18 protein-coding genes and 3 tRNA genes are annotated in these 16195 nt (G+C 67.2%); 8 read left to right on the top strand and 13 right to left on the bottom strand.

What is annotated here, in order from left to right:
- Positions 1-6: 6 nt before the first annotated feature.
- Positions 7-186, bottom strand: coding sequence for a hypothetical protein (locus tag ACLJPD_RS10890; RefSeq protein ID WP_410871762.1), 180 nt, complete (start codon positions 184-186; stop codon positions 7-9).
- A gap of 167 nt (positions 187-353) precedes the next feature.
- Positions 354-488, bottom strand: a complete 135-nt coding sequence (locus ACLJPD_RS10885) for a hypothetical protein (RefSeq protein WP_410871761.1) — start codon at positions 486-488, stop codon at positions 354-356.
- 70 nt (positions 489-558) lie between these two features.
- On the opposite strand from ACLJPD_RS10885, the gene ACLJPD_RS10880 reads away from it, so the two are divergent.
- Positions 559-1527, top strand: a complete 969-nt coding sequence (locus ACLJPD_RS10880) for a GlxA family transcriptional regulator (protein ID WP_410871760.1) — start codon at positions 559-561, stop codon at positions 1525-1527.
- Positions 1528-1542: 15 nt separating this feature from the next.
- Here ACLJPD_RS10880 and ACLJPD_RS10875 read toward each other — a convergent pair.
- The 3 genes from ACLJPD_RS10875 to ACLJPD_RS10865 form a co-directional block, all read right to left on the bottom strand.
- A tRNA-Ser gene (locus ACLJPD_RS10875) sits at positions 1543-1633 on the bottom strand.
- A gap of 46 nt (positions 1634-1679) precedes the next feature.
- Entirely contained in the window at positions 1680-2114 is a 435-nt protein-coding gene (locus ACLJPD_RS10870; protein ID WP_410872007.1) for a nucleoside deaminase, read from the bottom strand.
- 11 nt (positions 2115-2125) lie between these two features.
- Positions 2126-2665 carry a tRNA adenosine deaminase-associated protein gene (locus ACLJPD_RS10865; protein WP_410871759.1) on the bottom strand — a complete coding sequence of 180 codons (540 nt, stop codon included), beginning with the start codon at positions 2663-2665 and terminating at the stop codon, positions 2126-2128.
- 58 nt (positions 2666-2723) lie between these two features.
- Here ACLJPD_RS10865 and ACLJPD_RS10860 point away from each other — a divergent pair, with 58 nt between their 5' ends.
- Positions 2724-3671, top strand: coding sequence for a prephenate dehydrogenase (locus ACLJPD_RS10860; protein ID WP_410871758.1), 948 nt, complete (start codon positions 2724-2726; stop codon positions 3669-3671).
- Positions 3672-3682: 11 nt separating this feature from the next.
- Here ACLJPD_RS10860 and ACLJPD_RS10855 read toward each other — a convergent pair whose 3' ends face one another.
- From ACLJPD_RS10855 to ACLJPD_RS10845, 3 genes are read right to left on the bottom strand one after another with little or no spacing between them, the layout of a single operon-like run.
- Complete coding sequence (locus ACLJPD_RS10855) at positions 3683-4300, bottom strand: putative glycolipid-binding domain-containing protein (RefSeq protein WP_410871757.1); 618 nt, start codon at positions 4298-4300, stop codon at positions 3683-3685.
- Positions 4301-4349: 49 nt separating this feature from the next.
- Positions 4350-6203: an ABC transporter ATP-binding protein gene (locus ACLJPD_RS10850; protein ID WP_410871756.1), complete on the bottom strand. Its 1854-nt coding sequence runs from the start codon at positions 6201-6203 to the stop codon at positions 4350-4352.
- A complete protein-coding gene (locus ACLJPD_RS10845) occupies positions 6200-8029 on the bottom strand; it encodes an ABC transporter ATP-binding protein (protein WP_410871755.1) in 1830 nt (609 codons plus the stop codon). The genes ACLJPD_RS10850 and ACLJPD_RS10845 overlap by 4 nt, the downstream gene beginning before the upstream one ends.
- Positions 8030-8359: 330 nt before the next feature.
- On the opposite strand from ACLJPD_RS10845, the gene ACLJPD_RS10840 reads away from it, so the two are divergent.
- Both ACLJPD_RS10840 and ACLJPD_RS10835 read left to right on the top strand, forming a co-directional pair.
- Complete coding sequence (locus ACLJPD_RS10840; protein WP_410872006.1) at positions 8360-9493, top strand: DNA cytosine methyltransferase; 1134 nt, start codon at positions 8360-8362, stop codon at positions 9491-9493.
- Positions 9490-9924, top strand: a complete 435-nt coding sequence (locus tag ACLJPD_RS10835) for a very short patch repair endonuclease (protein WP_410871754.1) — start codon at positions 9490-9492, stop codon at positions 9922-9924. Before ACLJPD_RS10840 ends, ACLJPD_RS10835 begins: the two co-directional genes overlap by 4 nt.
- A gap of 11 nt (positions 9925-9935) precedes the next feature.
- Here ACLJPD_RS10835 and ACLJPD_RS10830 read toward each other — a convergent pair whose 3' ends face one another.
- Positions 9936-10064 (bottom strand): hypothetical protein, encoded by a 129-nt coding sequence (locus ACLJPD_RS10830; RefSeq protein WP_410871753.1) that lies wholly within the window; start codon positions 10062-10064, stop codon positions 9936-9938.
- A 128-nt stretch (positions 10065-10192) separates the two neighbouring features.
- Between ACLJPD_RS10830 and ACLJPD_RS10825 the strand changes: the two genes are divergently transcribed.
- On the top strand, positions 10193-10873 hold the full coding sequence (locus ACLJPD_RS10825) for a DUF998 domain-containing protein (RefSeq protein WP_410871752.1): 681 nt from the start codon (positions 10193-10195) through the stop codon (positions 10871-10873).
- Here ACLJPD_RS10825 and ACLJPD_RS10820 read toward each other — a convergent pair.
- Entirely contained in the window at positions 10860-12437 is a 1578-nt protein-coding gene (locus ACLJPD_RS10820) for an esterase-like activity of phytase family protein (RefSeq protein ID WP_410871751.1), read from the bottom strand. The two genes, ACLJPD_RS10825 and ACLJPD_RS10820, sit on opposite strands and share 14 nt — an antisense overlap.
- Before the next feature lie 85 nt (positions 12438-12522).
- Here ACLJPD_RS10820 and ACLJPD_RS10815 point away from each other — a divergent pair, with 85 nt between their 5' ends.
- Both ACLJPD_RS10815 and ACLJPD_RS10810 read left to right on the top strand, forming a co-directional pair.
- Positions 12523-12918, top strand: a complete 396-nt coding sequence (locus tag ACLJPD_RS10815; protein WP_410871750.1) for a RidA family protein — start codon at positions 12523-12525, stop codon at positions 12916-12918.
- Between the two features lie 144 nt (positions 12919-13062).
- Positions 13063-13788, top strand: coding sequence for a maleylpyruvate isomerase family mycothiol-dependent enzyme (locus ACLJPD_RS10810; protein ID WP_410871749.1), 726 nt, complete (start codon positions 13063-13065; stop codon positions 13786-13788).
- A gap of 149 nt (positions 13789-13937) precedes the next feature.
- Here the strand turns inward: ACLJPD_RS10810 and ACLJPD_RS10805 are convergent.
- The 3 genes from ACLJPD_RS10805 to ACLJPD_RS10795 all read right to left on the bottom strand — a co-directional run bounded on the left by ACLJPD_RS10805 (position 13938) and on the right by ACLJPD_RS10795 (position 14949).
- Positions 13938-14010 (bottom strand) — tRNA-Arg (locus tag ACLJPD_RS10805).
- A 39-nt stretch (positions 14011-14049) separates the two neighbouring features.
- Positions 14050-14139: transfer RNA gene (locus tag ACLJPD_RS10800), tRNA-Ser, on the bottom strand.
- Between the two features lie 93 nt (positions 14140-14232).
- The gene (locus tag ACLJPD_RS10795; protein ID WP_410871748.1) at positions 14233-14949 is read right to left on the bottom strand and encodes a dienelactone hydrolase family protein; all 717 of its coding nucleotides are present in this window, start codon (positions 14947-14949) and stop codon (positions 14233-14235) included.
- Between the two features lie 89 nt (positions 14950-15038).
- Between ACLJPD_RS10795 and hisC the strand changes: the two genes are divergently transcribed.
- Positions 15039-16115 (top strand): histidinol-phosphate transaminase, encoded by a 1077-nt coding sequence (gene hisC, locus ACLJPD_RS10790; protein WP_410871746.1) that lies wholly within the window; start codon positions 15039-15041, stop codon positions 16113-16115.
- Positions 16116-16195 lie beyond the last annotated feature (80 nt).

The following is a 16195-nucleotide window of genomic DNA, read 5'->3' as shown; positions in this document are numbered from 1 at the left end:
CCCCGGCTATTGACTCGGTTGTGGCACTTGACATTCGGTGACGCGCGGATTGAGCCCGATGTAGTTGGTCGGCCCCGCCGCGGCGGTGACCGCGATGGTCGCCCAATCCGAGCATTTCTTGGGCAGATGTGCGAAGTGATGTCGCTGACCGGCCGCGAGCAGCCCGATGGCGACCCAGCTGAGCACGACCAGAACCATAAGTTTTCCCCCGAGCCCCATCCCGGACTTCGCGGGTGGCGGCCGTCGCCCGCGCATAATCATCGTTCCTTCCCGGATTCGGTGTGACCCAGTCTATTACGCGAGGAATACACCGCAGGTCGGACGAGGTGAATACCCGACGACAGATCTTGCCGCTACCGGGTGGTCCGCACTCCCCCGCACTGCGGCTTCCGACTGCCGGGCCGAGCCGCGGCAGGCGGGCGGATGCCGTGCCTGATCGCGTTCGCGGCGTGGATTCCGATGGCGAAGTCCTTCAGTTGCTTCAACATATCTCCATGGTCCGACTTCCGCGTCATCGGCAGAAGTGGCATAGATGACGACTATCGCTAAGATTTAGACATGAGCTCTGTTTCCGTGCTGGCCTACGACGGGATGACGGCGTTCGAAACCGGCATCGTCGTCGAAGTCTTCGGCCTGACCTGGCCCGATATCTCCCAGCCCTGGTACGAGCTGAAGATCTGCACCGAAACCCCCGACCCCGTCCGCGTGATCGGCGGCGCGACCCTGTCCAGCCCGCACGGTCTCGCGGAGTTCGCCGCCGCCGACACGGTGGTGGTCCCGAGCGTCGCCGACCCCCGCGCGCCGACCTCGCCGGCCTTGATCGACGCGCTTCGCCATGCGCACAGCAACGGCTCACGCATCGTGTCGATCTGCTCAGGCGCCTTCGCCCTCGCCGCCGCGGGCCTGCTCGACGGCCGCCGAGCCACCACGCACTGGCGATACGCCGACCTCCTGCGCGAGCGCTACCCCCTGGTCGAGGTCGACCCCGAACCCCTCTACACCGACGAAGGCGACATCCTGACCAGCGCGGGCTGCGCGGCCGGCCTCGACCTCGCCCTCCATCTGGTGCGCAACGACCTCGGCGCGTCCGTCGCCAACGCGGTCGCCCGCCGCCTCGTCATCCAGCCCCACCGCACCGGCGGCCAAGCCCAGTACATCGAAGCCCCCATGCCCCCCGAACCTCTCGACGCCCCCATCGCCCGCAGCCTCTCCTGGGCACTCGAACACCTCGCCGACCCGATCGGCGTACCTGACCTAGCGAGAGTGGCAGGCTTGTCCCCGCGCACCTACCTACGCCATTTCGTCCGCGAAACCGGTTCGACCCCGAGCAAATGGCTGATCGCCCAACGCATCCAGGCAGCCCTGGCAATGCTCGAGACGGGCGACGCCCCGATCGAGGAGATCGCGACCGCCGCCGGTTTCGCCACACCGGTCACCTTCCGCCACCACTTCGCGAAAGCGGTGCGCACCTCCCCGTCGGCTTACCGACGCACTTTCCAGACAAGAAAAAGCCCCTCACCTGCGTGAACAAGTGAGGGGCTTTGGCGGTGGCGGAGGGATTTGAACCCTCGGAGGGGGGTTACCCCTCACACGCTTTCGAGGCGTGCTCCTTAGGCCGCTCGGACACGCCACCGCCGACTACGGTACCGGACCGGTCCGAGGATTGTTAAATCGGCTGGTCAGCGTTGGTTTTTGAAGAAGGTGTCGAGCAGGGCCACGCAGTCGGGTTCGAGGACGCCGCCGCGGACTTGGGGGCGGTGGTTGAGGCGGCGGTCGCGGACTACGTCCCAGAGAGAGCCGACGGCACCGGTTTTGGGTTCCCAGGCACCGAAGACGACCTTGCCGATACGGGCCAGGACCAGAGCGCCCGCGCACATGGTGCAGGGCTCGAGGGTGACAGCGAGGGTCGCGCCTTCGAGTCTCCAACCGTCGCCGTTGACCGCGGCGGCCGCGCGCAAGGCGAGGACTTCGGCGTGCGCGGTGGGGTCGCCGAGGGCTTCTCTGGCGTTGGTGGCGCGGGCCAGTTCGCGGCCTCGTGCGTCGAAGACGACGGCGCCGACCGGCACATCGCGCGGGTCGGCGTCGGCTGCGGCCGCCAGGGCGGCGCGCATCATCTCTTCGTCGGTCACCTCGGCATTTTGTCCAGGACCGCGGCGAATTCGTCGGCGAAACCGAGGCGCTGGGCGATCATGCCGAGCTGCTCGTCGGGGTAGAGGTCGGTTTCGGCGATGATCACGCTGAGGACCGGTTCCGGGAGGCCGAGGTCGGCGAGGACACCGAGGTCGCCCTCTTCCCACGGTTCGACGTCGTCGAGGTCGTCGGGGTCGATGTCGGGGATCTCTACATTGAGCGCGTCGAGGACGTCGGCGGCGATGTCGTAGTCGATCGCCGCGGTGGCGTCGGAGACGAGCAGGCGGGTGCCGCTCGGCGCCGGACGCAACACGATGAAGAATTCGTCGTCGACGTCGATCAGCCCGAACACCGCACCTGAGCTGCGCAAAGACTTCAGTTCGGTCTCCGCGGCCGACAGATCGTGCAGGGCTTCCGAGCTGAGCGGACTGACCCGCCACGTGCCTTCTTCGCGGACCACGGCCACTGCGAACCCTTCGACGTCGAAGTCGTCATCCGACGTCGCCCTGTTCGTGCCCGAGCGCTGTGCTGCCATGGACCAAACGGTAGTCTGTCGGACCCCTAATGATGAACTCGTGTGCCAATCTGTTCGGATGAACATCGACCAGCGTGGGCCTGTTTGCGTCCTCGGGACCGGCCTGATCGGCGGTTCACTGCTGCGCGCCGCCGTCGCATCCGGGTACGCGGCGTTCGGGTACAACCGCTCCGAATCCGGGGTTTCCGCGGCACGTCTGGACGGATTCGATGTCTCCGGCGACCTGTCCGCGGTGCTGCGCCGGGCCGCCGAGGTGGACGCGCTGCTGGTGATCGCGGTGCCGATGCCCGCCGTCGAATACCTGCTGGCCGACATCGCGGTGCTGGCACCCCGATGCCCGCTGACCGATGTCGTGAGCGTGAAGGGGCCGGTGTTGGACGCGGTGCGAAAGCACGGGCTCGAGGCTTTGTACGTGGGTGGACACCCGATGGCCGGTACGGCCGAATCCGGTTGGGCTGCTACCGATTCCACGCTCTTCCAGGATGCCGTGTGGGCGGTGGGGGTGGACGAGGGCACACAGGTGCAACCGTGGTCGCGGGTGGTGCGGCTCGCAGTGGATTGTGGGTCGGTGGTGGTTCCGGTGCTCGCCGAAGAGCACGATCAAGCCGTCGCGCGGATCTCGCATCTGCCGCATGTGCTGGCCGAAGCGCTGGCCGCCTCCGGCGCTACCGGCGGGAAGCTGGCGCTCGGTCTGGCAGCGGGTTCGTTCCGCGACGGGACCCGCGTCGCGGGCACCGCCCCCGACCTCGTTCGCGCCATCTGCGAACCGAACGCGACCGCACTGCAACAGGTACTCGACGAAGCCATCGAGACACTGGTCACTGCCCGTGATGCCCTGCGTACGGACGGCCACCTCGGCGAACTCGTCGAGACGGGTTTTCGCGGCCGCACCGCCTACGACAACCGCTCGACCTGGGATATCTCCGGCATCACGCCGGGCACCGCCGACTGGCTCGGCGCATTGCATCGCGCTGGTCGAGACGGCGGTGTACTCCGCGCGATCTGATCCCCTGCGGGTCAGGCGCGTTCGGCAAGTCCCGGGTAATCGAGTACGAAGCCCTCCGGATCAACCGTCAACGTGGCGCTCGAGACCGGGGACAGGACGTTGATGCCGTCGGCCGCGCTCGAGTAGGTGAGCTCGGCTTCCTGCACCAGCAGGTCGGGCAGTCGCACGTAGACGACGGGGACCTGGACGTCGCCGACGGCGTTCTGGAGGCAGAAGCGGCGGATCGGCAGGGTGTTGAAGAACGGGCTCAGCACTACGTCGACATCGAGGGCGCCACCGAAGGTGGAGCGCACATGGGTGCCGCCTGCGTCGACGAGCCAGTAGTTCTCCTCGTCGCGCGAGATCGACGCGTGGCGTTCACCGGCCGCGGTGGTGGTGCGCAGCGACAGCCGCCTTGTCGCCCCCGCTTCGTCGGTGACCAGGTCGTACGACGCGCTGAACGCCGGGTGCTCGTCGCCGGCACAGCCGATCATCCGGCCCGCGGCCCTGATCCGATTGCCGTTCACCGTCACCCGCACCGACTCGATGCGGGTGTTGTCGTGGGCACGCCAGGTGAGCACCGCGGGCCACCGGGAGGCCGGTCTGATCTCGGTGGGGCCGTCGGCCGGGCCCGGGGCTGGGGTCGTCACCTCTCTACGGTAAGCGACACCGGCCCCACCGCTGCACAACACGGTCGCTTCACACCAGCGAATCCCGCCACGCGGCGTGCAATCCGGCGAAGCGTCCCTGGCCGGCGATCAACTCGGCCGGTGCGCCGTCTTCCACGATCCGGCCGCCGTCGAGCACCAGCACTCGGTCGGCAATGGCCACGGTGGACAGCCGATGCGCGATGATCACGGCCGTCCGGTCGCGCAGCAGGGTCTCCAGCGCGTGCTGAACGAGCCGCTCACCGGGGATATCCAGGCTGGAGGTGGCCTCGTCGAGCACGATCACCGCCGGATCGGCCAGGAACACCCGCGCGAACGCCACCAGCTGACGCTGCCCCGCCGAGAGCCTGCCGCCGCGCGTCCGCACGTCGGTGGCATACCCGTCGGGAAGTCCGGCGACGAACACGTCCAACCCCACCGCCCGCGCGGCCGCGGCGACCTCGGCGTCGGTCGCGTCGGGCCTGCCGAGCCGGATGTTGTCGGCGATGGTGCCGGAGAAGAGGTAGGCCTCCTGGGTGATCATCACGATGTGCCTGCGCAGCTCGGCATCGGCCAGGTCGCGCAGGTCTACGTTGTCGAGCGTGATGACGCCACCGCTCGGGTCGTAGAACCGGGTGAGCAGTTTCGCCAGCGTCGACTTGCCCGCGCCGGTGGCACCGACCAGCGCCACCACCTGCCCGGCCGGGATCGCCAGATCGAATTCCGGCAGCACCGAGGTGGTGTTGTAGCCGAACCAGACCTTTTCCATCCGCACCGCACCGGTGGCCCGTTCCAGGACGACCGGGTGTTCGGGTTCGGCGACGACCGGTTCCTCCTCGAGCACGCCGGAGATCTTCTCCAGCGCCGCCGCGGCGGACTGGTAGGAATTGAACACCTGCGCGAGTTCGTCGAGCGGACCGTAGAACTGGTCGAGGTAGAGCAGGTACGCGGCGAGCACACCGATCGCGAGATTGCCCTCCATCACCTGCCAGGCGCCGACCAGCAGCACGATCACCGTGGTCAGTTTGCCGATGAAATTGGACAGCCCCACGTAGTCGCCCATGCCGCGGACCGCGGTGGTCGTCGCCTTCTGGTACGCCGAGTCCTCGACGCCGAGGACCTCCTCGTTGCGATGTTCACGACGGAACGCCTGCACCGCCCGCATGCCGCTCATCGACTCGACGAACTGCACGACCACCCGCGAGATCGCACCGCGCGTGCGCCGGTACCCGGCCCGCTGACGCCGCTGCGCCCACCGGGTGACCAGCACCAGCGGCACGAACCCGATCAGCACGATCGAGGCCAGCAGCGGGTCGAGCCAGATCAACAGCGCCGCGATGGTCACCACCGAGATCACCGCGCTCAGCGCCTGATTCAGCGCCCCTTCGAGCAGTTCCTGCAGGGCTTCGATATCGCTGGTGAGCCGGGTGACGACCTTGCCCGAGGTGTACGTCTCGTGAAACGACACGCTCAACCGCTGGGTGTGCCGGAACGCGCGCACCCGCAGGTCGAACAGCACCCGCTGACTCAGCGACCCCGAGGCGCGCAGGAAAGCGAACGTGGTGAACCCCGACAGCAACGTCACCGCGACGAACCCGGCGACGGTCGCGATCATCGGCGTCCAATTGCCTTGGCGGCCTTGGTTGATGCCGTGGTCGAGCCCGTAGGCGATGAACAGCGGCAGCGACACCTTGGCCGCGTTGTCGAGCAGGATCAGGACGAAGGTGAGGATCGCCTGTTTGCGGTAGGGCCGCACCAGGTCGATGAGCAATCGCCGGGATCGCCCGGCCAGCACCAGGTTTCCGGTGCCGGTGACGGTGTCGTCCTCCTTGGCGATACCACGCCAATCGGCCGCCAGATCGGATTTCTCCTCCGGCGCTGCCTTTTCCGTGATCTCGGTGCTCATGCTTCACCTCCCATCAGTTCGCGGTAGTGGCTGCTCGTGCGCAGCAATTTCTCGTGACTGCCCTCGGCGACGATGCGCCCGTCGGCGAGCAGGGCGACTCGATCGGCCAGTGCGGCGGTGGACGGCCGGTGCGCGACCAGCAGGGTTGTCGCGTTGGAGAGGACAGCCCGCAGCCGATCCTGCACGCGCTCTTCGGTTTCCACGTCCAGCGCCGAGAGCGGATCGTCGAGGACCATGATCCGGCCGTGCGCCTCGGTATCACCGGTGAGCACGGCTCTGGCCAGTGCCAGACGCTGGCGCTGGCCGCCGGACAGACTCATGCCCTGCTCACCGATGCGGGTGTCGAGCCCCCACGGCAAGGCGTCGACGAACTCGCTCGCCTGCGCGATATCGAGCGCCTGACGCACATCGGCGTCCGTGGCCCGCGCGTCGCCCAGCGCCACGTTCTCGCGCACGCTGGCCGAGAACAGCACCGGCTCCTCGAAGGCCACCGTCACCACCCGGCGCAGCTCGGCCAGTCGCAGGCTGGCGATGTCGACCCCGTCGATGGTGATGCTGCCGCCGCTCACGTCGTAGAGCCGGGGAATCAGTTCGAGCAGCGCGGTCTTTCCGCTGCCCGTCGCGCCCACCAGCGCGACCGTCTCCCCCGGTCGGATCCGCAATGAAATCTCTTCCAGCACGTCGTTTTCCGGGCTGTCATCGGATCGCGGGTAGGCGAAGCGAACCCGGTCGATGACCAGCTCCCCGTGTAGCGCGACCGGTAGTTCCGTCGGATGCGGTGGGTCGGTGATGTCGAGCGGGGTGTCGATGATCTCCCAGAAGCGATCCGCCGCGGTGCGCGCCTCGAACAGCTCCGACAACAGGAAACCGAGCCAGATGATCGGCCACTGCAGAAACGTGGCCAGCGTGATGCTCGCGACGAGCGTGCCCATCGTCATCGACCCTTGAACCACCGAGTAGCCACCGACCCCGAGCGACAGCGCGATCGACACGGTCGGCAAGGTCACCAACGCCGACCACAGCGTGGCATCCAGGCGCACCTTCTCCATTTCGGTGCGCTGCAGTTCTCGGGAGAGAGCGGTGAAACGCGCACCGAAGAACCGGCCGCGACCCAGCGCCTTGAGCACCCGCACGCCCTGCGCGGATTCCTGGGCGATGGTGGCCAGGTCGCCGGACTGGTCCTGCGAACGCCGCGACGCCACCTCGAACCGGCGCACGAATCGCGCGCAGAACAACGTCAACGGCAGCGACGTCACCGTGAATATCAGTCCCACTTGCCAATTCATCGCGAACAACACGATCAGCCCGGTGGGCATGATCACCCCGTTGACGATGAGGAAAGGGCCGGCGAACGCGACGAACCGCCGCATCACCGACAGGTCGTCGATGGCGCGCGAGAGCAACTGACCCGACTGCCAGCCGTCGTGACGGCCGATCGAGAGCGCCTGCAATTGCGTGAAAAGCTTGGCACGCATGGCGATTTCGAACATCGTCGAAGGCTTGGACACCAGCCATCGCCTGCCCCACATGCCGAACGATTCGAGCGAGCCGAGCAGGAAGATCAGCGCGACCGGCGCCAGCAGACCGACGAAGTCGCGCCGCGCGATCGGCCCGTCGATCACCCGCGCGATGACGAGCGGAATCGCGATCGCGGTACTCGCGGTGACGATCGCGAGCGCGTTGGCCAGCAGCAGCGGCACCCGATACGGCCGGAGATAGGGCAGAAATCGCCGCAGCGACCGCATTCCCCCACTCGGCCGCGGCGTGCGCCGCTCCGATCTGTCGGCCTCCGATTCGGCGGCCGCCAGCTCTGATGTGACAGACAAAACTCCCCCTTGATGCCCGGTCGGTTGGTTGGTTTCCGGAAACGGACGCATGGTGATGTTCGCACCAGGGTCCGACAAGTTCGGCCCATCAAGAGTCCCAGAGCACCCCCACCCCCGGCCACCGATTTTCCTCGGCCCGAGCGCGCCCGTCTACCCCTGCCGCCCGACTGGTCACCCTGCGTCGGGGAGGATTCGTGCGCGGCCTGTCCGTGTGCGGCGGACCGATACAATTCGCCGCAGGCGCGAGGGAACGCTGACGAGCGGACACCCGGTGGCCGCTGACCCGAGCGCGCCGGCGCTCCAACACACACAGGAGTCTCGTTGTCGCGGATGGTCGGGTTGTTCGCCGGGATCGGCGGGCTCGAACTCGGTCTGAGCGGGCACGGTTGGTCCTCGGAGTTGCTGTGTGAGATCGATCCCGGCGCTCAGGGCGTGCTGGCCGCGCGATTCCCCGACACCGACCTGCACGGCGACATCACCCGATTGCGGTCCCTGCCCGCCGGTACCGAGCTGGTCGCGGCGGGTTTTCCCTGCCAGGATCTCTCGCAGGCCGGGCGCACCGCGGGCATCACCGGTCGCCGATCCGGCCTCGTCGACGAGGTGTTCCGGTTGGTTCGCAGGCAGCGTGGGCCGCGGTGGTTGTTGATCGAGAACGTCCCGTTCATGCTGCAGCTGGGTCGTGGTGCGGCCATGCGTCACATCACCGCCGCGCTGGAGGAGCTGGGGTACAGCTGGGCGTACCGGGTCGTCGACGGGCGCGCGTTCGGCTTGCCGCAGCGGCGTCAGCGCGTGCTGATGCTGGCTTCGCGCACCGAGGATCCACGTCAGGTGCTGTTCGGTGACGACGCCGGTCCGCGCGACTACGGCGACCCGGACTGCGATCCGTGCGGTTTCTACTGGACCGAAGGTGTCCGCGGGCTCGGCTGGGCGGTGAACGCGGTGCCGACCCTCAAGGCCGGTTCCGGTCTCGGCATCGCCAGTCCGCCCGCGGTCCGACTGCCCGCGGGCGAGATCGTGACGCCGGGCATCGTCGACGGCGAGCGATTACAGGGCTTCGACGCCGATTGGACCGCCCCCGCCCTCGACGTCGCGGGCGTGCGCCAAGGTCATCGTTGGAAACTGGTCGGCAATGCGGTGAGTGTGCGGATGGCGAACTGGGTCGGCGAACGCCTGGCGGCGCCGTCGGACCCGCTCACCCTGGGTGAGCCGCTCGGCGCAGGCCAACCGTGGCCGAGCGCCGCTTGGGGTCACGCGGGCGTCGTGCACCGCGTTCCGCTGTCGACCTGGCCGGTCCACGAACCCTACGAGGACCTGAAGAACTTCCTCACCGAGCCCCGCCTGCTCTCCCCGCGCGCCACCGCCGGATTCCTACGGCGCACCTCGATGGGGAACCTCCGCTTTCCCCCCGGCTTCCTCGACGATGTCCGCGACCACCTCGACCGCATGGGCGGCTGGGCGGCATGAGCGCATCGGCCGCGCGAAAGCTCGTGACCGACTCGGCGACCAGTGCGCGAATGTCCAAACAGCGGCGTGCGAATACTGCTCCCGAGCTGGCATTACGCCGCGAATTACACCGGGCGGGCCTGCGCTATTTCGTCGATCGTCCACCCATCAAAGGCCAACGTCGACGCGCGGATGTGGTGTTTCCGCGGTTGCGCATCGCCGTCTACGTCGACGGCTGTTTCTGGCATCGATGCCGCGATCATGCGACCGAGCCGAAGAACAACGCGCAGTGGTGGGCCGACAAGCTGGCAGGCAATGTGGCCCGCGATCGGGCTACCGATGCCGCGTTGACGGCGGCGGGTTGGGAGGTCGTGCGGGTGTGGGAGCACGAGGATCCACAGGCGGCGGCCGAGCAGATCACTTCGCTCGTGAAGCGCTCCCAGCCCAGCTGAACCGCGGTTTTTCAGCGACGATGCGGGCTACGTTCGGCGCGGACCCGTACCCGTGCGCGCGACGCATCCGCCGCGACGAAGCCGGACACGGCCAGCGCGAGAACAGTGGCGAAGCTTGCCAGCGCGATCACGTAGCTCATCGAGGACCTCTCCGTTGGTTACCAACCACCCTGCACGGTGAACCTGACAGCAACCTGTGCGTGCCTGTGATGCTAGCTCTCGACGCGCCTGCTTCGGGCGGTCGAGACCGGACCCGCACAATGTCGGTGTGACCGAATCCGCACGGCACACCCGTGGCTACTCGTTGCTGATCGCCATCGCGATCGCCATCGCGGGCCTGTGTTATTCGTCGTGGCTGCTCGAATTCGTACTTCCGATCGACACCGACCCGGTCAACGACTTCCTCAGCGAACTCGACGCCGAGGGCAAGCCCTACCGCGAGGTGTTCGGCACCGCCGACAAGCTCGTCGGCCTGTTGCTGATCCCGGCGGCCCTGGGTGGACTGCTGGTTTTCCGGCGCCGTCGGCTGACCACGATCGGCTGGGTCGCCCTGCTGTGCTTCGGCGCGTCCACCATCGCCGACACCCTGTTCCCACTGAGCGATTGCGACCCCGGTACCAACGCTTGCGGCAGCGGACTGTTCCCTCAGCTACACCAACCACACGCGCTGACAAGCACCCTGGCCGTCACCTCGATCGCGGTGGCGGCATTCGCCTTCAGTGCCGCGGCTTTCCGCTACCGACGCTGGCGGATCCTGCGCGAATTCGGCGTCGCCGTGCTGGTCCTCGGGTCGGCGGCGACCATCTGGATGATGGTCGCCGACAACCTCTCCGGCTCCTACGCTCTCGGCATCGCCCAGCGAATCCAGGTCGGCGCCATGTCGCTGTGGCTACTCGCCCTGGCCGCCGCGGTCCTCGTCGAGGGACGCGAGTTGACTACTCGACAGTGATCTTCACCGTGTAGCCGTCGAGCTTCGCAGGGAGTTTGGTGGTGTCGACCTCGAGCACCTCGCCGGTGTCCTGGGTGCCGTTGGGCAGTGTCTTGGGCTTCAGACCGAACGGCGGCTGTTCGCCCTGGCTGGCGGCCAGGCCGAAGTCGCTGTCATTGGCGATGTAGATGGTCTTGCCGCCATCGAGGGTGGCGATGCCTTCGATCTTGTCGTGGCCGAAGAACCGGCCCTTCTCATCGAGCAGGGCGACCAGCGCGGACAGGTCGAGGTTGCTCGTCTTCGCGACGGGGGTGACGCCCACCTTGGTCAATGCGGCGACGGCGTCGGCGGTCGGGATGACGCCGATCAGCGTTTCCAATGGCTTGCCGTCGATCAGCAGGCCGCCCTTCTCCGCGTCATAGATAGCGCCGGGCACCTTGGACTGTGGGCCTACATCGGTCGCGCCCGCGATGTCGATGGTCCAGATCTTCTTGTCCGACTCGGGTGCGAGGTTGCCATCGCGCTCGGCGACCAGGAAGGTGGTGGCGCTCAGCGCGGTGATCTCGGAGACCGCGACCTTGGACTGCTTCGGGTTCTCCAGCGGGTACAGGAATTCCTTCTGCGCTTTGCTCATCAGATCGACGGTCACGATGCGTGTGAACGGCACCTCCTTGGCCGAACCGTTCAGGCCGGGAGTATTGAGCGCGCTCTGGACCACGCCGACCAGGGTCTTGCCGTCGGGGGTGATGGTCAGCCCCTCCATGCCCTGGTTGGGGGTGCGCAACGCGATTTCCTTCGGCAGTCCCTTGCCCGGTGCGAGCCGCTCGATCTCGGTGCCCTTGGCATCGAAATGCACCAGGAACGGACCGTATTCGTCGGAGATCCAGAAAGTGCCGTCGGCCATCGCGACCAGGCCTTCGGGGTCGAGGCCGTGGTCGGTCGGCGGCAGGACATTGCCCTGTAGATCCTTGATGGTCTCGCCGGTGCTGGCCGAGATGTCGACCTGGCCGTTGAACGGTGCGCCCGACTTGCTGCGCAACTCGATGCTCGACTGCAGGACGGCCTTGTCGTCGACCAGCTTGAACCGTCCGATCTTGGGCACGAAACTCGGTGTCGGCGTGAGCTTCTCGTTCTTGGCGGGCCCATCGACGTTCGGGCCACGGTCGGTGAGCCCATAGAACTCGCCGACGCTACCCGGTACCGCGGTCCAAGCCGAGCCGAAACCGCTGCCCTGCACCGTGGTACCACCGAACTCGCCGAGCACCGGAATGTCGGTGGTGTAGAGGCGAACCGCGTCGGTGGTGGTGACGGTGAACTGGTCGAAGCCGGTGTAGTCGGCGCTCGGGGTGTACACGTAGGCGCCGTCGGCGCGGCGAGTGACATTGCCGTGCTCGGGCTCGAGACTGACCCCGAGCTCCGCACTGGCGCCCGCCTTGTCCAGCAGTTCGTCGAGCGAGATCACCAGCGGCTGATCCTTGCCTGTGGCGAAGCGGTCAGCGGTATCCGGTGCGCAGCCTGCCACAACGGCGGCGGCGCACAGAGCGGCGGTGAGGGGAAAGAGGCGAAGACCTGGACGTGCGTTCACCTGCCATACATACCGTCGCGAGCCGACCAACAGGCGACCGGCAAATGAATTGCCCGCCTTCACTTGGTGGACCATTCTGGCAATCATGACCACAACTCGGGTGAACATTTCCTCAGCCTCCGATTTCGAAGATGTCGTCGGGTATTCGCGGGCGGTACGGGTCGGCAACCAGGTCGTTGTCAGTGGCACAACGGCCGCTGTCACCGGTGGTGGTGCTGTCGGCGGCGACGACATCGGCGCCCAGACCCGTGAGGTCTTGGCCCGCATCGCCACTGCTCTCGAGCAAGCAGGCGCGAGCCTGCGCGATGTGGTGCGCACACGCATGTTCGTCACCGACATCGCCCGCTGGCCCGAGGTCGCGGCCGCCCATGCCGAGGTGTTCGGCACGATCCGCCCCGCGGCCTCGATGTACGAGGTCACCGCGTTGATCGCCCCTGGCCTGCTGGTGGAGATCGAGGCCGACGCGATCATCGCTGGCTGAATCGTCACACGCGCAGGCACCGACGCGCAGGCGTAGACGACCGATTTATGCCCAGTTATCCACAGGCTCAGAGTTATCCACAGGGCAATGTCGACGCCGTCGTTCTCGGGTGTGCGCCGACCGTGGAGCACTACTCTCGAATTCGTGACCAGCGAAACGGCAACTCCCACCGACCTGCTCGATCAGGTCGCCGCGTCCACCGCGCGCGTCGACACCGCGATCGGCAGGCTCACCGATGAGGCATTGGCCGATCCGTCCCTGCTACCGGGATGGACCCGCGGTCATGTGCTGGCTCATCTGTCACGCAATGCCGACAGCCTGCTGAACCTGCTGCTGTGGGCCCACACCGGAATCGAGATGCCCCAGTATCCGAGCGTGGAAGTCCGCGATGCCGATATCGAGGCTGGCGCACCCCGCCCACTCACCGTGCAGCACGCCGACTTCACCGCCACCGCGCACCGCTGGCAGGCCGTCGCCGGCACCATGCCCGCCGGCGACTGGCAGGCCGAGATCCGCAACCGCCAGGGCGGCACCCTCACCGCCGACCAGATCCCGTGGATGCGCCTGCGCGAGACCGAAATCCACCACGTAGACCTCGACATCGGCTACACCCCCGCCGATTGGCCCGCCCCCTTCGTAGCCCGCCTACTCCCCGAAACCATCATCGACCTCTCAGCCAAGCTCCGCCCCGCAGCCACCCCCACCTTCGACATCCAGTCCACCGACACAGATTTCATCGCCACCGTCGGCCCCGGCCGCCCCCACCACACCGTCCTGGGCCCCGCCTGGGCCCTCCTGGGATGGCTCCTCGGCCGCACCTCCGGCAGCGACCTGACCGGCCCACTACCGCCGCTCCCCGCCTGGAAGTAGGCACGGCCGGGAGTCCGCGCGGTCATCGAATACCGATTTCGGGTGAGGTCAGCGATTGCTGAAGATCTCGTCCGTGGTCAGCCTCGAAATGACCGACGCCCACCAACAAAAAATCGACCCCGCATCAGCTGATACGGGGTCGATCTCGGTGCGCCCGAAGGGATTCGAACCCCTAACCTCTTGATCCGTAGTCAAGTGCTCTATCCGTTGAGCTACGGGCGCATGGTCGTGCTTTTTCAGTTGTACCCAGCGAGCTGGGTGTGGCGGAGGCGAGAGGATTTGAACCTCCGGTCCCCGTGAAGGGACAACTCATTAGCAGTGAGTCCCATTCGGCCGCTCTGGCACGCCTCCTGGAGCCTTCTCTTTCGAGGGCACCGGTCCTTGTCGAACCGCCGGGAATGAAGATTACACGAGCGTGGGTAGTAGTCCAAAACGCCTGGTCAATCAGCGTAAGTTGCTGTCGAACCAGTCGTAGATACGGGTCTGGGAATCGATCCGGATGGCGGCGGCCGCGTCGTCCTCGGGGTCGGGGCGGTCGGCGCGGTGGCTCAGGCCGGGATAGGTGATGGTGAGACTGGCCACATTCGCCTTGGCCGTGGCCTCGCGCAGGCGTTCGACCGCTTCCGGTGGGGTGGCCGGGTCGTTGTCGCCGAACAGGCCGAGCCAGGGAGCTTGGAGGTCGGCGGCGACGTCGACCAGGGCTGCGTGCTGATCGACGAGCGGCTCGGTGATGCCGGGGGCGGACACACTCACCGCGGCGCCGATCGGGCGGGTGGCGGCGACGAGGAAGGCGGCGGTGCCCGCGCTGTCGAAGCCGAGGACACCGATCGTGTCGGGAAAGACGCCGCGGCCGGTGAGCCAGTCGAAGCCGGCGTCGAAATCGTCGAAGAGTTCCTCGCCGAACACCTCGTGTACCTGCGGGTCGGTGATGCGGTCGAAAAGATGCGGGGCGACGACGATCCAGCCCTCGGCGGACAACGCTCGCATCAGATCGAGCAGTCGAGGCGAGAATTCCCGGGATTCGTGCAGGACGACGATGCCGCCGCGGGCCACCCGTTCGGGCTCGACCACCGTGATGGGCACGGCGGTGCGTCGCACGACTGCGACCGACTCGGCATCCGCCGACCGTAGGGGGGCGACATCATCGTAAGTGCCCGGCATCAACCCAGCGTAGGCGGCAGAACTGGACTTGGGTAGGCCTGGCGGGCCGCGCCGCATGTCGCGACGGCCGACAATCGTAGAGTGAAGGCGTGACCGCGCACATCCGCCCCGACCTCGCCACCATCCCGGCCTACGTTCCTGGCCGCAACCACCCGGGTGCGGTGAAGCTCGCGTCCAACGAGACGACCTTCGGACCGTTGCCGAGCGCGGCCAAAGCGATCGCTGAATCCGCCGAGCAGGCCAACCGCTACCCGGACAACCAGGTCACCGAGCTGCGCGCGGCACTGGCCGAGTTCCTCGGCGTCACCGTCGCGAATGTCGCGGTCGGCTGCGGCAGCGTGGCTCTGTGTCAGGAGCTCGTGCAGATCACCTGCGACGCACCCACCGACGAGGTGATGTTCGCGTGGCGCTCGTTCGAGGCATACCCGATCGTCACTCAGGTCGGCAACGCGACCGCGGTGACGGTGCCGCTGACCGAGGGCTACCTGCACGATCTGGACGCGATGGCCGACGCGGTCACCGAGCGCACCAAGCTGATCTTCGTCTGCAATCCGAACAACCCCACCGGCACCGCACACGGGCGCGCCGAGCTGGAACGGTTTCTGGATCGGGTGCCCGCGCACGTCCTCGTCGTGCTCGACGAGGCCTACTACGAGTACATGCGGCTGACCGCCGATACCCGCCCCGACGGCATCGAGATCGGGCGCACGAGGCCGAATGTGATTGTCCTGCGCACTTTCTCGAAAGCGTACGGTCTGGCCGGTTTGCGCGTCGGCTACGCGGTGGGCGATCCCGAGGTGATCACCGCGCTGCTGAAGGTGCACATCCCGTTCAGTGTGAACCGCGTCGCGCAGGCCGCCGCGATCGCCTCGCTGCAGGCACGCGGCGAGTTGCTCGATCGCACCGAAGTGCTGGTGGCGCAACGGCATCGGCTGCGTGACGCGCTGCTGGCCGCGGGCTACGAGGTGCCGTCGAGCGAGGCCAATTTCGTGTGGTTGCCGTTGGGCGAGCGCAGCATCGAGTTCGCCGAGGCGAGTGCCGCTGCGGGCGTGCTGGTTCGGCCGTTCGCCGGTGACGGTGTGCGGGTGACGGTCGGTGATCCGCACGAGAACGAGCAGTTCCTCAGCTTCGCCACGGCGGGCGAAACGGCTGCCCGATTCCGTTAGCTCGGGACACCGTCAGCCTCCCTTGACGCGGGTTGCGATGTGATTACCGCGAATTCGAGCACACTGCCAGCACACCGGTC

The organism is Nocardia sp. A7 (assembly GCF_046549215.1).
GTDB lineage: Bacteria > Actinomycetota > Actinomycetes > Mycobacteriales > Mycobacteriaceae > Nocardia.
This window is presented reverse-complemented; position numbering and strand designations above follow the sequence as displayed.

What these genes read in the sequence shown, in the direction of transcription:
- ACLJPD_RS10885 (WP_410871761.1), bottom strand. Translation starts at nt 488, where the DNA reads ATGTTGAAGCAACTGAAGGACTTCGCCATCGGAATCCACGCCGCGAAC.
- ACLJPD_RS10830 (WP_410871753.1), bottom strand. Translation starts at nt 10,064, where the DNA reads ATGAGCTACGTGATCGCGCTGGCAAGCTTCGCCACTGTTCTCGCGCTG.
- ACLJPD_RS10795 (WP_410871748.1), bottom strand. Translation starts at nt 14,949, where the DNA reads ATGCCGGGCACTTACGATGATGTCGCCCCCCTACGGTCGGCGGATGCC.
- ACLJPD_RS10865 (WP_410871759.1), bottom strand. Translation starts at nt 2,665, where the DNA reads ATGGCAGCACAGCGCTCGGGCACGAACAGGGCGACGTCGGATGACGAC.
- ACLJPD_RS10835 (WP_410871754.1), top strand. Translation starts at nt 9,490, where the DNA reads ATGAGCGCATCGGCCGCGCGAAAGCTCGTGACCGACTCGGCGACCAGT.
- ACLJPD_RS10850 (WP_410871756.1), bottom strand. Translation starts at nt 6,203, where the DNA reads ATGAGCACCGAGATCACGGAAAAGGCAGCGCCGGAGGAGAAATCCGAT.
- ACLJPD_RS10880 (WP_410871760.1), top strand. Translation starts at nt 559, where the DNA reads ATGAGCTCTGTTTCCGTGCTGGCCTACGACGGGATGACGGCGTTCGAA.
- ACLJPD_RS10870 (WP_410872007.1), bottom strand. Translation starts at nt 2,114, where the DNA reads ATGATGCGCGCCGCCCTGGCGGCCGCAGCCGACGCCGACCCGCGCGAT.
- ACLJPD_RS10860 (WP_410871758.1), top strand. Translation starts at nt 2,724, where the DNA reads ATGAACATCGACCAGCGTGGGCCTGTTTGCGTCCTCGGGACCGGCCTG.
- ACLJPD_RS10815 (WP_410871750.1), top strand. Translation starts at nt 12,523, where the DNA reads ATGACCACAACTCGGGTGAACATTTCCTCAGCCTCCGATTTCGAAGAT.
- ACLJPD_RS10840 (WP_410872006.1), top strand. Translation starts at nt 8,360, where the DNA reads ATGGTCGGGTTGTTCGCCGGGATCGGCGGGCTCGAACTCGGTCTGAGC.